Source organism: Enterobacter sp. PI-10, assembly GCF_027947695.1.
Taxonomy (GTDB): domain Bacteria; phylum Pseudomonadota; class Gammaproteobacteria; order Enterobacterales; family Enterobacteriaceae; genus Enterobacter; species Enterobacter vonholyi.
The window spans coordinates 637,805-652,296 of the sequence record NZ_JAJNOG010000001.1; the positions used below are offsets into that span (position 1 = coordinate 637,805).

The following is a 14,492-nucleotide window of genomic DNA, read 5'->3' on the forward strand; positions in this document are numbered from 1 at the left end:
GAATAACTCCTTACGCGCTCAGCAGCTGTTTCATATCGTCTTCAACGTTGGTCACGGAACGCAGGCCGAATTTCTCGTTCAGCACGGCCAGCAGGTCCGGCGTCAGGAAGCCTGGCGCGGTCGGTCCGGTCACGATGTTGGTGACGCCAAGAGAGAGCAGGGTCAGCAGGATGACAATCGCTTTCTGCTCAAACCACGAGAGCACCAGCGACAGCGGCAGGTCGTTCACGCCGCAGCCCAGTTTCTCCGCCAGGGTGACCGCCAGAATGATGGCCGAGTAAGCATCGTTACACTGGCCCGCATCGATCAGGCGCGGCAGGCCTTCGATATCGCCGAAGTCCAGCTTGTTGAATCGGTATTTGCCGCACGCCAGGGTCAGGATCAGGCAGTCTTCCGGCACGCGGGTGGCGAAATCGGTGAAGTAGTTACGCTCGCCGCGCGCGCCGTCGCAGCCGCCGACGAGGAAGATGTGGCGCAGCTTTTCACGGCTGACGAGGTCAATCAGCGAATCGGCGGCACCCAGCAGGGTTTCACGACCGAAGCCGACGGTAATAAGGTGCGGAATTTCGCTGTACGGGAAGCCCGCCATCTGCTGCGCCTGGGCGATAACCGGACCGAAATCGTCACCTTCAAGATGGCTCACGCCCGGCCAGCCGACGATGCTGCGGGTCCAGATGCGGTCATCGTACGCGCCGACGGTCGGGTCGATGATGCAGTTAGAGGTCATCACGATAGGGCCAGGGAAGCGGGCGAACTCCACCTGCTGGTTCTGCCAGCCGCTGCCGTAGTTACCGATGAGATGCTTAAATTTACGCAGCTCCGGGTAGCCGTGCGCGGGCAGCATTTCACCGTGGGTATAAACGTTAACGCCGGTGCCTTCGGTTTGCTTCAGCAGGTTGTAGAGATCTTTCAGGTCGTGACCGGAAATCAGGATGCACTTGCCTTCGGTAGCCTTGACGTTGACCTGCGTTGGCGTCGGGTGGCCGTAGGTGCTGGTTTCACCGGCGTCCAGAATGCTCATCACCCTGAAGTTCATCTGGCCGATTTCCATTGAGCACTCAAGCAGGGCATTCATATCGGCAGGCCAGGTGCCCAGCCACGCCATGATTTTGTGGTACTGCGCATAAATCTCATTGTCGTACTGACCCAGAACGTGCGCGTGCTCCATATACGCCGCAGCGCCTTTCAGGCCGTACAGGCACAGCAGGCGCAGGCCGAGAATGTTTTCCCCAATCGCCGCTTTGTCTTTGTTCGGGGTGAATTCTGCCGCCTGGCGCTGGAGGTCGCCCAAATCGTTACTGACCAACTGAAGTTCTGACATCGGGTTTTCCACGCGGGCGCTGGCATCCGCCTTCAGGCACTGTGCCTTCAGCGCTTCACGCAGGGCAATCGCTTCGCGGGCGTAGCCGACAATGCGCGGAGAGTCGAAGTTAACGTTGGTCAGCGTGGAGAAAAACGCGCGCGGGGCGAAGCTGTCGACGTAGTGGTCGACTATGCCGTATTCGCGGGCTTTGAACGCCCAGGCGGAAAGGCCTTGCAGAGCCGCAATCAGCAGGTCCTGCAGGTCAGATGTTTCTGCGGTTTTGCCGCACATACCCTGTGCGTAGGAGCAGCCGTTGCCTGCCGGGGTACGGATGGTTTGTTCACATTGCACACAAAACATAATCACACCTGTTAAAGTTATATTTGATATACATGTTTAAGGTTATGCTCGTGCCTGAACGGTGGAAAGGGCTTTCTGCTACAAAATAGAGGGAGATTGATTTAGCGCAATTTTGGCGGCAGGAAACCTACCGCCAAAGAAGTATCAGGCTGAGAAAAAGGCCATCAGAACCGGAACCAGCAGGCTTAAAATGAAGCCGTGAACGATAGCCGCGGGCACCATTTCCAGCCCCCCGGAGCGTTGTAATACCGGCAGGGTAAAGTCCATCGACGTCGCACCGCACAGGCCCAGCGCGGTAGAACGACTGCGGCGAACCAGGCTCGGGATCAGCATGATGGCGATCAGCTCTCGCGCCAGATCGTTAAAGAAGGCGGCGCTGCCGATCACCGGGCCGAATGATTCAGTAAGCAGAATACCGGAGAGGGAGTACCAGCCAAAACCTGACGCCATCGCCAGGCCGGTTTTCAGCGGTAGATCGAGAATAAAGGCGTTAATGACGCCCGCCACCATGGAACTGGCAACAACAATGACGGCAACCATCATTCCCCGACGGTTCAGGACAATTTGCCTCAGGGTCATGCCATTATTTCGCAGCTGAATACCAATCAGGAACAGCAGGAAGATCAGCGTATATTCGCTGGCCTCAGTTGCGTGCTGCAAAAAAGCCCAACCGGTCAGCCCAAGAAGAAAACCGAGCACCACGACGCCGCATAATTTTAATGATTCAAGCGCCATTGCAATTCGTGAAGGAAGCTTTTCCTGATGATGGTGATTTTTCCATGGAATAGTGCGTTCCAGCCACAGCAGCGCGGCAATATTGCACAGCAAAATAACGACTACGGTGACGACAGAATAATGGAGAATTGAGAGTAAATTCGCTGACAGGTTGTCCAGAAATGCCAGGCTAATCCCCATAAAGAAAAGAATCACGTAGACAATCCAGCTCAGGAATCGATTAATGAGCCTTAATGCGGATTCACGATGGAGCGGAATAAGATAGCCCACGATCAAGGGCAACAAAATGATGAGGAGTCCTGAAAACATGAACAGCCGGTCCTTTTTGAGTATCGGTTAAGCGCCAGTGACACTACCCAATAAAGGCTGTTCAGTAAAGCGACAAAAGAAAGCCGGGTAGCGGCTACGCCTTACCCGGCCTACAAGTGCACTCTCACGTAGGTCGGGTAAGCGTTAGCGCCACCCGACACCGCGAGCAATTAATCGCGTTTTTCCAGCAGGGTGCGGTACAGCACGCCGCCCAGGATACCGCCGATAATTGGCATCACCCAGAACAGCCACAGCTGCTCGAGCGCCCAGCCGCCCTGGAAGATGGCGACGGCGGTACTGCGTGCCGGGTTAACGGAGGTGTTGGTGACCGGAATAGAAATCAGGTGGATAAGCGTCAGCGCCAGACCAATGGCAATCGGGGCAAAACCAGCTGGCGCATGTTTGTCGGTTGCGCCGTGGATCACCAGCAGGAAGCCGGCGGTCAGCACAATTTCAATCACGATGGCAGACAACATGGAGTAGCCGCCCGGAGAATGCTCGCCGAACCCGTTAGAGGCAAAGCCGCTGGCCGCCGCGTCGAACCCGGCTTTACCGCTGGCAATCACGTACAGAACGCCAGCCGCAATAATACCGCCAACCACCTGCGCCACAATATAACCAATTACCTCTTTCGCCGGAAAACGACCGCCGGCCCATAAACCTAATGTCACGGCCGGGTTAAAGTGACCGCCGGAAATATGCCCGACGGCAAACGCCATGGTTAATACGGTTAAACCAAAAGCCAGCGCGACGCCGACAAAACCAATGCCTAATTCCGGGAATGCTGCTGCCAGAACGGCACTACCGCAGCCACCAAATACCAGCCAGAATGTACCAAAGCATTCTGCTGCCAATTTTCTAAACATAACCACCTCAAAAATTTTCCGCACGCTTTCCCGCGCGCGGGATATATCGCCATAAAGGGATGACGACTCGAAGAGCCCGTATTTTAGAAACCAACAACATCCCTTCGCTACTTAAATAAATTCGATTAATTTGATTTAAGGCAATGTGATGTCAATCCTTGTTCAAATCAGCGGTAAATAGAGCATAGACCAATTCTTGTAAGGGTGAATGTTATGCTGTCGTGACAGAGCACCTCCCGCTATACTGCTGATAACTTGAAGGAAAAAGTGATCATTTGTCGGGGGATTTATGCTTCTCGAACGTGTGGAAATTGTCGGGTTTCGCGGTATTAACCGCCTGTCACTGCAGCTGGAGCAAAACAACGTCCTGATCGGCGAGAACGCGTGGGGCAAGTCCAGCCTGCTGGATGCATTGACGCTACTGCTTTCGCCCGAGGACGATCTGTATCACTTTGTTCGCGACGATTTCTGGTTTCCCCCCGGCGACGTGACGGGGCGCGAGAAGCACCTGCACATCATCCTGACGTTCCGCGAATCCGAGCCCGGACGTCACCGCGTGCGTCGCTTCCGCCCGCTGTCACCCTGTTGGGTGCCGTGCGATGACGGTTTTCAACGGATTTTCTACCGGCTGGAAGGTGAGATGGCGGAGAACGAGGGGGTACTCACCCTGCGTGATTTTCTCGATGAGAAAGCTAACCCCATCCCGCTGGACAATATCGACGATCTGGCCCGTCACCTGATCCGTCTGACGCCGGTGTTACGCCTGCGCGATGCGCGTTTTATGCGGCGTATTCGTAACGGTACCGTACCCAATATGCCGGAAGTGGAAGTCACCGCCCGCGAGCTGGATTTTCTGGCAAGAGAGCTGGTGTCGCGTCCGCAGAACCTTACTGATGGCCAAATTCGTCAGGGGTTGTCCGCAATGGTACAGCTTCTGGAGCACTATTTTTCCGAGCAGGGAACCTCTGAGTCGCGCCATCGTCTGATGCGCCGCCGCTCTCATGATGAGCAGCGAAGCTGGCGTTATCTCGACATCATTAACCGGATGATCGACCGGCCCGGAGGTCGTACCCATCGGGTGATTCTGCTGGGGCTGTTTTCAACGCTTCTGCAGGCCAAAGGCACCGTTCGTCTTGACCGGGATGCCCGACCGCTGCTGCTGGTGGAAGACCCGGAAACGCGCCTCCATCCCATCATGCTCTCCGTGGCATGGCATCTGCTGAATCTGCTGCCGCTCCAGCGTATTACGACCACCAATTCCGGGGAGCTATTATCGCTGACGCCGGTAGAACACGTCTGTCGCCTGGTGCGTGAATCCTCCCGCGTCTCCGCTTTCCGGCTTGGGCCGGGCGGTTTGAATGCGGAAGACGGGCGGCGCATCGCTTTCCATATTCGCTTTAACCGGGCGTCGTCGCTCTTTGCCCGCTGCTGGCTGCTGGTTGAGGGGGAAACGGAAACCTGGGTCATCAACGAACTGGCGCGCCAGTGCGGCCACCATTTTGATGCGGAAGGCATCAAGGTAATCGAGTTCGCCCAGTCGGGATTAAAGCCGCTGATAAAATTTGCCCGCCGGATGGGGATCGAGTGGCACGTTCTGGTTGACGGCGATGAGGCGGGCAAAAAATATGCCTCGACCGTGCGGAGCCTGCTGAGTAACGAGCGAGAGGAAGAGCGCGACCATTTAACTATGCTGCCCGCCATGGACATGGAACACTTTATGTATCGTCAGGGGTTTGACGACGTATTCCACCGAATTGCCATGGTGCCGGTCGATGTCCCGATGAATATGCGGCGCGTGATCGCCAAAGCTATTCATCGTTCCTCAAAACCGGATTTAGCCATTGAAGTGGCGACGGAGGCGGGGAGGCGGGGCGTGGAGGCGGTACCGACCCTGTTGCGGAAGATGTTCTCCCGCGTGCTGTGGCTGGCTCGCGGGAGAGCGGATTAACGTTGGGTCGCCTGTTTCACCTGCTGAATCAGGCTATCCAGCAGCTCGTAGCGGCGGCGATATTCGGAACGCTTTTTGCTGGCGATCTCTTCCATTGGTTTACGCGGCATGACGAGCGGCAGCATAAAGTTACCGCTGTCCTGCTTTTCACCGCCGATGGAGATCCAGAAACTGTCGTAATCGGCCAACAGTTTCCCCTCTTTTTTCTTGCGGTAGCGCCAGCTGCGGTAAATGTGCGTATCGTTACTGACCGCGACAATTTGCTCTACCGGGAACGCGGCGCCGAGGATCATGGCGGCCTCGACCAGCAGACGTTTCGGGAACAGGCCATGGCAGGCTTTCGTCGCACCCTGGATCAGCTCATGCGGAACATGCGCTTTTGCGCCCTGCAAACCACCAATGAACAGCGTCGATTTTCCCTCAAACTGGCAGAGGGTAAAGGTCATCTCCGCCAGCGCCGTATTTTGACCGTCACAGAAAACGAGGGTGGCTTCTCCCTCTTTATCCATAAACGCATCGGCACACAGACGGACGGTAAATTGCTGTTCATCTTTTCCGGTTAAGGTCAGCAGAGTCACGCCCTGCTTTGAAAGGTAACCACTGGTCAGTTTTGCCGGCAGCTGGCGACACATCATCTGATAGTGCCATGACAGCGATTCCAGCGTACGCTGTCTATCCATATTGACCGTCAACCACGGACGATGAAGGCGGCAGGGCAGTCCCGGCTGAACCTGGAGCATTTGCATCAGGTGCGGATGTTCTGCAAGGTCAGACAGCAGGCGAGCGGTGCTGAGCGGTGTCGCCAGTGAACGCAGCATGAACTTACGTCTGTAGGCGGTTTTTTCCCATGCCAGCCCGGGCGCGATCTCACCGAAAGCCAGTTTTTTGAAGAGCTGCCAGCCGGATTTAGGCTGCGGCAGGTTTGAAAGTGATGTGTCGACGATAGAAGACATGGTAGATCCTGATCCTTTTGGAATATCGCTATTTCAACAGGAGAAATGTCAACGTCTCGTAAACAAATTAGGGCGATTTCAGAGAACAGGGGTTTCGTTGAGGAGTCGTTTAGATAGAATCAACATTTATAATTGCCAGAACATTTATTTGGAATATTTATGAATCTCAAGGGAAAACGCAGAACGCTGTTTCTGCTGCTGGCGGTCGTGGTTTTAGCCGGTGGGTACTGGCTATGGCAGGTGCTGAATGCGCCGGTGCCGCAGTATCAGACACTGATTGTTCGCCCGGGCGAACTGCAGCAAAACGTCCTTGCGACGGGCAAGCTTGACGCTTTGCGCAAGGTTGACGTCGGCGCGCAGGTTAGCGGCCAGCTGAAAACGCTGTCGGTTGAGATTGGCGATAAGGTGAAAAAAGGCCAGCTGCTCGGCGTTATCGACCCTGAACAGGCTGAGAACCAGATCCGCGAGGTGGAAGCCACGCTGATGGAGCTGCGCGCGCAGCGTGCGCAGGCGCTGGCAGAACGTAACCTGGCGCAGGTGACGCTGACCCGACAGCAGGCGCTGGCCAAAACCCAGGCGATTTCGAAGCAGGATTTAGACACGGCCACCACGGAACTGGCGGTGAAACAGGCGCAGATTGGCACGATTGACGCGCAAATAAAGCGCAATCAGGCCTCGCTGGATACGGCGAAAACCAACCTCGACTACACCAAAATCGTTGCGCCGATGGCGGGTGAAGTGACCCAGATCACTACGCTGCAGGGCCAGACGGTGATTGCCGCGCAGCAGGCGCCAAACATTCTGACGCTGGCGGACATGAGCACTATGCTGGTCAAAGCCCAGGTTTCAGAGGCGGATGTTATCCATCTTAAGCCGGGACAGAACGCCTGGTTTACGGTGCTGGGCGATCCGCAGACGCGCTACGAAGGCGTGCTGAAAGACATTCTGCCGACGCCGGAAAAAGTTAACGACGCTATTTTTTACTATGCCCGCTTTGAGGTGCCAAACCCGCAGGGCGTGCTGCGTCTGGACATGACCGCACAGGTGCATATCCAGCTGACCGGCGTGAAGAACGTGCTGACCATTCCGCTCTCCGCGCTCGGCGAATCCGCCGGGGATAGCCGTTATAAAGTGAAAGTGCTGCGCAACGGCGAAACGCGCGAGCGTGAGGTTGTGATAGGCGCGCGCAACGACACCGACGTGGTGGTGGTGAAAGGACTGGAAGAGGGCGAGGAGGTTGTTGTCAGCGAAAGCCTGCCCGGAGCCGCCAAATGACGGCGCTGCTTGAGCTGAAGGACATTCGTCGCAGCTATCCGTCGGGCGACGGCCCGGTGGAGGTGCTGAAGGGCATCTCCCTGCGCGTGGAGGCGGGCGAGATGGTGGCGATTGTCGGGGCATCGGGTTCCGGTAAATCGACGCTGATGAACATTCTCGGCTGTTTGGATAAACCGACCAGCGGCACGTACCGCGTGGCCGGAACGGATGTCTCCACGCTGAACGGTGACGCGCTGGCGAAGCTGCGCCGGGAACATTTCGGCTTTATCTTCCAGCGTTACCATCTGCTTTCTCATCTTAATGCGGCGCAGAACGTTGAAGTTCCGGCGGTCTATGCGGGCGTCGAGCGGAAAAAACGGCTCGAACGCGCGCAGATGCTGCTGACGCGTCTGGGGCTGGCGGAGCGGGTGGAATACCAGCCCTCGCAGCTGTCCGGCGGGCAGCAGCAGCGCGTGAGTATTGCCCGTGCCCTGATGAACGGCGGGCAGGTGATCCTCGCGGATGAGCCGACCGGGGCGCTCGACAGCCATTCCGGCGAAGAGGTGATGGCGATCCTGCACCAGCTTCGCGATCGGGGGCACACCGTCATCATCGTGACCCACGATCCGCAGGTGGCGGCGCAGGCGGAGCGAATCATTGAGATCCATGATGGCGAGCTGGTCAGCAACCCGCCGACGCGTGAGTCCAGGGCTGTGGCGCCGAAAGAAGTGCTTCCGGCATCAACCGGCTGGGGACAGTTTTCCAGCGGCTTTCGTGAAGCGCTGACCATGGCCTGGCTGGCGATGGCGGCCAATAAAATGCGTACCCTGCTGACGATGCTCGGCATCATTATCGGTATCGCCTCGGTGGTGTCGATTGTGGTGGTGGGCGACGCGGCCAAGCAGCTGGTGCTGGCAGATATCCGCGCTATTGGCACCAATACCATTGACGTCTATCCCGGCAAAGACTTCGGGGACGACGAGCCGCAGTATCAGCAGGCGCTGAAATACGACGACCTGGCGGCCATTCAGAAGCAGCCATGGGTCAACTCTGCCACGCCTGCGGTGTCGCAGAACCTGCGCCTGCGCGTGGGCAATGTTGATGTGGCAGCCAGCGCGAACGGCGTGAGCGGAGACTACTTCAACGTCTACGGTATGACCTTCAGCGAAGGCGCCACCTTCAACGCCGAGCAGCTGGCGGGCAGGGCGCAGGTGGTGGTGCTGGACGCGAATTCGCGCAGACAGCTCTTCCCCAATAAAGCCAACGTGGTGGGCGAAGTGATCCTGGTCGGCAACATGCCTGCCACGGTTATCGGCGTGGCGGAAGAGAAGCAGTCGATGTTTGGCAGCAGCAAGATCCTGCGCGTCTGGCTGCCCTATACCACCATCTCCGGGCGGATTATGGGGCAGTCCTGGCTCAACTCCATCACCGTGCGCGTGAAGGAGGGCTACGACAGCGCGCTGGCCGAACAGCAGCTTGAGCGGCTGTTAACCCTGCGCCACGGGAAGAAAGATTTCTTCACCTGGAATATGGACGGCCTCTTGAAAACGGCGGAAAAGACCACACGTACTCTTCAGCTGTTCCTCACGCTGGTGGCGGTGATTTCGCTGGTCGTCGGCGGTATCGGGGTGATGAACATCATGCTGGTGTCGGTAACCGAACGTACCCGGGAGATTGGCATCCGCATGGCGGTCGGGGCCCGGGCCAGCGACGTGCTGCAGCAGTTTTTGATTGAAGCCGTGCTGGTGTGTCTGGTCGGCGGTGCGATGGGGATTGCGCTCTCGATGATGATCGCCTTCGCGCTCCAGCTCTTTTTACCCGGCTGGGAAATTGGCTTCTCGCCGGTGGCCATTATTACCGCATTCTTGTGTTCAACCTTTACCGGCATTTTGTTTGGCTGGTTGCCCGCCCGCAACGCGGCGCGGCTGGATCCGGTGGACGCGCTGGCTCGGGAATAACCCGAAAATAAAAATGCCAGCCGATCGGGCTGGCATTTTGACTGCGGGATGTACACAATAAAACAGAGAGCTATGCAACCGTCTCAGCTTCAATGGGGACGATAAGGCTGGCATGATTGCCTTTTGGTCCCTGGTGAACATCGAACCGGACGGACTGCCCGGCTTTGAGCGTTCTGTAACCATCCATCTGAATGGTGGAATAGTGAGCGAAGATATCCTCGCCGCCGCCTTCGGGGCAGATGAAGCCAAACCCTTTGGCGTTGTTGAACCACTTAACAGTACCCATTTCCATGCTTCGACATCCTTCGTAAATCTTATAAGTTAAGATGGAATGAACCGGTGGTGGAGTGGGGGCTGTTCAAAACCTCGCCATCTCACGCTTGTACAATTTAGAGAAACGAAAGAAGTCGTCAAGCGTTTGGCGCTGGAGATGGGACAATAATCAACCAAAGTTTGAAGCAGTTAACGCTATTGCAACAGTTTGTGACAGACATCGCGGATGACAGTAATAGATGATTGTTATCTAACATCTGAGGTAGATTCAAAGTGGTTATGCATAATGGGTAAGACCAACGATTGGCTGGATTTTGACCAGCTGGCGGAAGACAAAGTGCGCGACGCGCTAAAACCGCCATCTATGTATAAAGTTATGTTAATGAACGATGATTACACGCCGATGGAATTTGTTATTGACGTGCTACAAAAGTTCTTTTCTTATGATGTAGAACGTGCAACGCAACTGATGCTTACCGTTCATTATCGTGGCAAAGCTATCTGCGGCATCTTCACAGCCGAAGTGGCGGAAACCAAAGTGGCGATGGTGAACGACTATGCGAGGGAGAACGAGCATCCGTTGCTGTGTACGCTGGAAAAGGCCTGATAAGGCATAAAATTGGGGGAGGTGCCTATGCTCAATCAAGAACTGGAACTCAGTTTAAACATGGCTTTCGCCAGAGCGCGTGAGCACCGACATGAGTTTATGACCGTCGAGCATTTACTGCTCGCACTGCTTAGCAACCCATCTGCCCGCGAAGCGCTGGAAGCCTGCTCCGTGGATCTGGTGGCGCTACGTCAGGAACTCGAAGCCTTCATCGAACAAACCACACCGGTGCTGCCAGCCAGTGAAGAAGAGCGCGACACGCAGCCGACGCTCAGCTTCCAGCGCGTGCTGCAGCGCGCGGTATTCCACGTCCAGTCTTCCGGGCGTAGCGAAGTGACTGGCGCAAACGTCTTAGTCGCCATCTTCAGCGAGCAGGAGTCACAGGCTGCCTATCTGCTGCGCAAACACGAAGTCAGCCGCCTCGACGTGGTTAACTTTATCTCTCACGGAACGCGCAAAGACGAGCCTAACCAGGCATCGGATTCCAGCAATCAGGTCAATAACAATGAAGAGCAAGCAGGCGGGGAGGATCGTATGGAAAACTTCACCACCAACCTTAACCAGCTTGCTCGCGTTGGCGGTATCGACCCGCTGATTGGTCGCGATAAAGAGCTGGAGCGCGCGATCCAGGTGCTGTGCCGTCGCCGCAAGAACAACCCGCTGCTGGTGGGGGAGTCAGGCGTGGGTAAAACCGCGATTGCCGAAGGGCTTGCCTGGCGCATTGTGCAGGGCGATGTGCCGGAAGTGATTGCCGACTGCACCATCTACTCGCTGGATATCGGCTCGCTGCTGGCGGGCACAAAATACCGCGGTGATTTTGAAAAACGCTTCAAGGCGCTGTTGAAACAGCTGGAGCAGGACACCAACAGCATCCTGTTTATCGATGAAATTCACACCATCATCGGGGCAGGTGCGGCCTCCGGTGGCCAGGTGGATGCCGCGAACCTAATCAAACCGCTGCTCTCCAGCGGCAAGATCCGCGTGATTGGCTCCACGACCTACCAGGAGTTCAGCAACATCTTTGAGAAAGACCGTGCGCTGGCGCGCCGCTTCCAGAAAATCGACGTGACCGAACCGTCCGTCGAGGAAACGGTGCAGATCATCAACGGCCTGAAGCCGAAGTACGAAGCGCACCACGACGTGCGTTATACCGCGAAAGCGGTGCGTGCGGCGGTGGAGCTGGCGGTGAAATACATCAACGACCGTCATCTGCCGGATAAGGCGATTGACGTGATTGATGAGGCCGGGGCGCGTGCGCGCCTGATGCCGGCCAGCAAGCGTAAGAAAACCGTTAACGTGGCGGATATTGAGTCCGTGGTGGCCCGCATCGCGCGTATCCCTGAGAAGAGCGTCTCTCAGAGCGATCGCGACACGCTGCGCACCCTCGGCAATCGCCTGAAAATGCTGGTCTTTGGTCAGGATAAAGCCATTGAGGCCTTAACCGAAGCGATCAAGATGGCCCGTGCCGGACTGGGGCATGAGCACAAGCCTGTCGGTTCCTTCCTGTTTGCCGGCCCGACCGGCGTGGGGAAAACCGAGGTAACGGTTCAGCTTTCCAAAGCGCTGGGTATTGAGCTGCTGCGCTTTGACATGTCCGAGTATATGGAGCGTCACACCGTCAGCCGTTTGATTGGTGCGCCTCCGGGCTACGTGGGCTTTGACCAGGGCGGCCTGCTCACCGACGCGGTGATCAAGCACCCGCACGCGGTACTGCTGCTCGATGAAATCGAGAAAGCGCACCCGGACGTGTTCAACATCCTGCTACAGGTGATGGACAACGGGACGCTGACCGACAACAACGGGCGCAAAGCTGACTTCCGCAACGTGGTGCTGGTAATGACCACTAACGCCGGGGTGCGAGAAACCGAGCGTAAGTCCATCGGCCTGATCCACCAGGATAACAGCACCGATGCGATGGAGGAGATCAAGAAGATCTTCACGCCGGAGTTCCGTAACCGTCTGGACAACATTATCTGGTTCGATCACCTGTCTACCGAGGTGATCCATCAGGTCGTGGATAAGTTCATCGTCGAGCTGCAGGTTCAGCTGGATCAGAAAGGCGTGTCGCTGGAAGTGAGCCAGGAGGCCCGAAACTGGCTGGCCGAGAAAGGCTACGACCGTGCGATGGGCGCCCGTCCAATGGCGCGTGTAATTCAGGACAACCTGAAGAAACCGCTGGCGAACGAGCTGCTGTTTGGCTCGCTGGTGGACGGCGGCCAGGTGACCGTGGCGCTGGATCAGGCGAAGAACGAACTGACGTACGATTTCCAGAGTGCGGCGAAGCACAAGCCGGAAGCGGCTCACTGAGTGAGTGGAAGGCTAATGTTAGAAACCGGGCATTTGCCCGGTTTTTTTATTCCTGCTTTTCTCCCTCTTACAGTGGGAGAGGGCCGGGATGACGGCATCAGGCCGCAGAGGAATTTTGCGAGGCGCTTTCCACTTTTGTTCGACGTTGGTTTCTGGATAAATCCACAGTAATAAAATGGCGGCGAACCTGCAAATCAGATGTCAGAACTTGCATCCTCTAAGTGTATGAATTGACAATCTTACGTGCTCACCTAAACGTATGTTATTGCCTGGAGCCGGTCTAAAAGACGTAAAATACGGGCTCACAGAATCAATTTTTGGTTATAAATACAGCCAAGACCCACTAAATGCTGGCTCACAACCCGGGCTCCATAGTTATGACACTGTAATGACCATGGATGGGCTTTCAGCCAGGCACCAAATGCAGTGCAGGGTGCAAGCGTAATCAAAGCAGGTTCCGCTGTACTTTGCTGTCCGGTTAGTAGGCCAATCATCTTGCATCTCTCGCCATTATCCCAGCGCTCCCATACATTCTTCCACCATCCCATTTTCCAACTGCCAGTCAGGTAAAATGACTTTTCAGAGAGCATGGCGTTTTCAGGCTTTTCAGACACAAACCACAGATTGGTTTTTCCGCGGCGAACCTCTGTTGACCAGGCCGTAATTGCACCGCCACGCAAGACGCACTCATGCGCGAGATAATGATCGGTTACACCCGGGAACCGTCGTTTTAATCGCTGAAAATGACTGTGTATGGTTATGACAGGACGGACTATGCTTCCCCGGTCGTTTCGCTTAAGTTCGGCGCTACCGTACTGAATTTCATCAAACTGACTCCGCGTCAGAAATTGCTTCTCTTGTTCACGAATAAGATCAACATCGCTCGACGGTAATATCGCAGAAGGGTTGGGCTGTGAGCTTTTATAGAGCAACGAATCGCCTGCCTTCCAGTCGCAATAGTTGGTTGTTATTTGAATAATTTTGCCGGAGTCAGCATCGGCACTGATCACAACATACAGTTTTTGCCTCGCAGAATGACCCTGAAACGGTAGAACCATTGTGGTCGTTGACACCCTTGTTAGCGCAGGGAATGAAACATGCAGATCGTGCTCGAACCCGTTAACCGCTTGCGCAAGGACCCTTTGGTTTGTCGTTTCACCAGAATGCACGCCTTGTTCGAGCCGGGAAAGAAGGGTGATATTTTTATCCTGACATTGAGCATTGTCATAGTGTGGAGTAAACACATAGCGGCAGGTACAACATTGAAGGCGTGGGGTTCTGGCTTTTGTGTATCCATAGTGAATGATGCGAGTTGTAAAACAGCGAGGACAACCTTGTCCTGTATTTCCCAATTTTTGTTGCATGAAGTGTCTGAACCACTCGTCACATTCTTTTTTATTAAACAAGGGCGGAAGGCTGCCACATTTATGACATTCAAGAGCAGCGTAGCCGAGACGATAAACAGGAACAACATAATCACTCGCATCAGGTATTCCAAGATTAGGGCATGACCAGCTTTTACAAACATTCAGGTCTATTTTTGGAGCGCATTCCATGCATATCACCAACTGATTCTGTGAGTCGATGATTTTCACGCCTCTCTTTTTTATATGCCGTGA

General features: G+C 55.6%; 11 protein-coding genes. 5 read left to right on the forward strand and 6 right to left on the reverse strand.

Features of this window, described 5'->3' with window-relative positions; translation table 11 throughout:
* Window positions 1-10: 10 nt before the first annotated feature.
* From hcp to aqpZ, 3 genes are all read right to left on the reverse strand, one after another.
* The gene (gene hcp, locus LRM19_RS03135) at window positions 11-1,663 is read right to left on the reverse strand and encodes a hydroxylamine reductase (RefSeq protein ID WP_271367327.1); all 1,653 of its coding nucleotides are present in this window, start codon (window positions 1,661-1,663) and stop codon (window positions 11-13) included.
* A gap of 144 nt (window positions 1,664-1,807) precedes the next feature.
* On the reverse strand, window positions 1,808-2,707 hold the full coding sequence (locus LRM19_RS03140; RefSeq protein WP_271367329.1) for a lysine exporter LysO family protein: 900 nt from the start codon (window positions 2,705-2,707) through the stop codon (window positions 1,808-1,810).
* A gap of 170 nt (window positions 2,708-2,877) precedes the next feature.
* A complete protein-coding gene (gene aqpZ / locus LRM19_RS03145; protein ID WP_008499998.1) occupies window positions 2,878-3,573 on the reverse strand; it encodes an aquaporin Z in 696 nt (231 codons plus the stop codon).
* Between the two features lie 289 nt (window positions 3,574-3,862).
* Between aqpZ and LRM19_RS03150 the strand changes: the two genes are divergently transcribed.
* Entirely contained in the window at window positions 3,863-5,521 is a 1,659-nt protein-coding gene (locus tag LRM19_RS03150; protein WP_115874620.1) for an ATP-dependent endonuclease, read from the forward strand.
* Here the strand turns inward: LRM19_RS03150 and LRM19_RS03155 are convergent.
* On the reverse strand, window positions 5,518-6,474 hold the full coding sequence (locus LRM19_RS03155) for a VirK/YbjX family protein (RefSeq protein WP_133294084.1): 957 nt from the start codon (window positions 6,472-6,474) through the stop codon (window positions 5,518-5,520). The two genes, LRM19_RS03150 and LRM19_RS03155, sit on opposite strands and share 4 nt — an antisense overlap.
* 159 nt (window positions 6,475-6,633) lie before the next feature.
* On the opposite strand from LRM19_RS03155, the gene macA reads away from it, so the two are divergent.
* Window positions 6,634-7,749 (forward strand): macrolide transporter subunit MacA, encoded by a 1,116-nt coding sequence (gene macA, locus LRM19_RS03160; RefSeq protein WP_059445587.1) that lies wholly within the window; start codon window positions 6,634-6,636, stop codon window positions 7,747-7,749.
* On the forward strand, window positions 7,746-9,686 hold the full coding sequence (gene macB / locus LRM19_RS03165) for a macrolide ABC transporter ATP-binding protein/permease MacB (RefSeq protein WP_271367365.1): 1,941 nt from the start codon (window positions 7,746-7,748) through the stop codon (window positions 9,684-9,686). The genes macA and macB overlap by 4 nt, the downstream gene beginning before the upstream one ends.
* Before the next feature lie 70 nt (window positions 9,687-9,756).
* Here macB and cspD read toward each other — a convergent pair whose 3' ends face one another.
* Window positions 9,757-9,978, reverse strand: coding sequence for a cold shock-like protein CspD (gene cspD / locus LRM19_RS03170; protein ID WP_008499993.1), 222 nt, complete (start codon window positions 9,976-9,978; stop codon window positions 9,757-9,759).
* Between the two features lie 267 nt (window positions 9,979-10,245).
* Here cspD and clpS point away from each other — a divergent pair, with 267 nt between their 5' ends.
* Window positions 10,246-10,566 carry an ATP-dependent Clp protease adapter ClpS gene (clpS, locus tag LRM19_RS03175; protein ID WP_006174393.1) on the forward strand — a complete coding sequence of 107 codons (321 nt, stop codon included), beginning with the start codon at window positions 10,246-10,248 and terminating at the stop codon, window positions 10,564-10,566.
* Window positions 10,567-10,593: 27 nt separating this feature from the next.
* Window positions 10,594-12,873, forward strand: coding sequence for an ATP-dependent Clp protease ATP-binding subunit ClpA (gene clpA, locus LRM19_RS03180; RefSeq protein ID WP_014831269.1), 2,280 nt, complete (start codon window positions 10,594-10,596; stop codon window positions 12,871-12,873).
* A 302-nt stretch (window positions 12,874-13,175) separates the two neighbouring features.
* Here clpA and LRM19_RS03185 read toward each other — a convergent pair whose 3' ends face one another.
* Window positions 13,176-14,468 (reverse strand): hypothetical protein, encoded by a 1,293-nt coding sequence (locus LRM19_RS03185; RefSeq protein ID WP_271367375.1) that lies wholly within the window; start codon window positions 14,466-14,468, stop codon window positions 13,176-13,178.
* Between the last annotated feature and the right edge of the window lie 24 nt (window positions 14,469-14,492).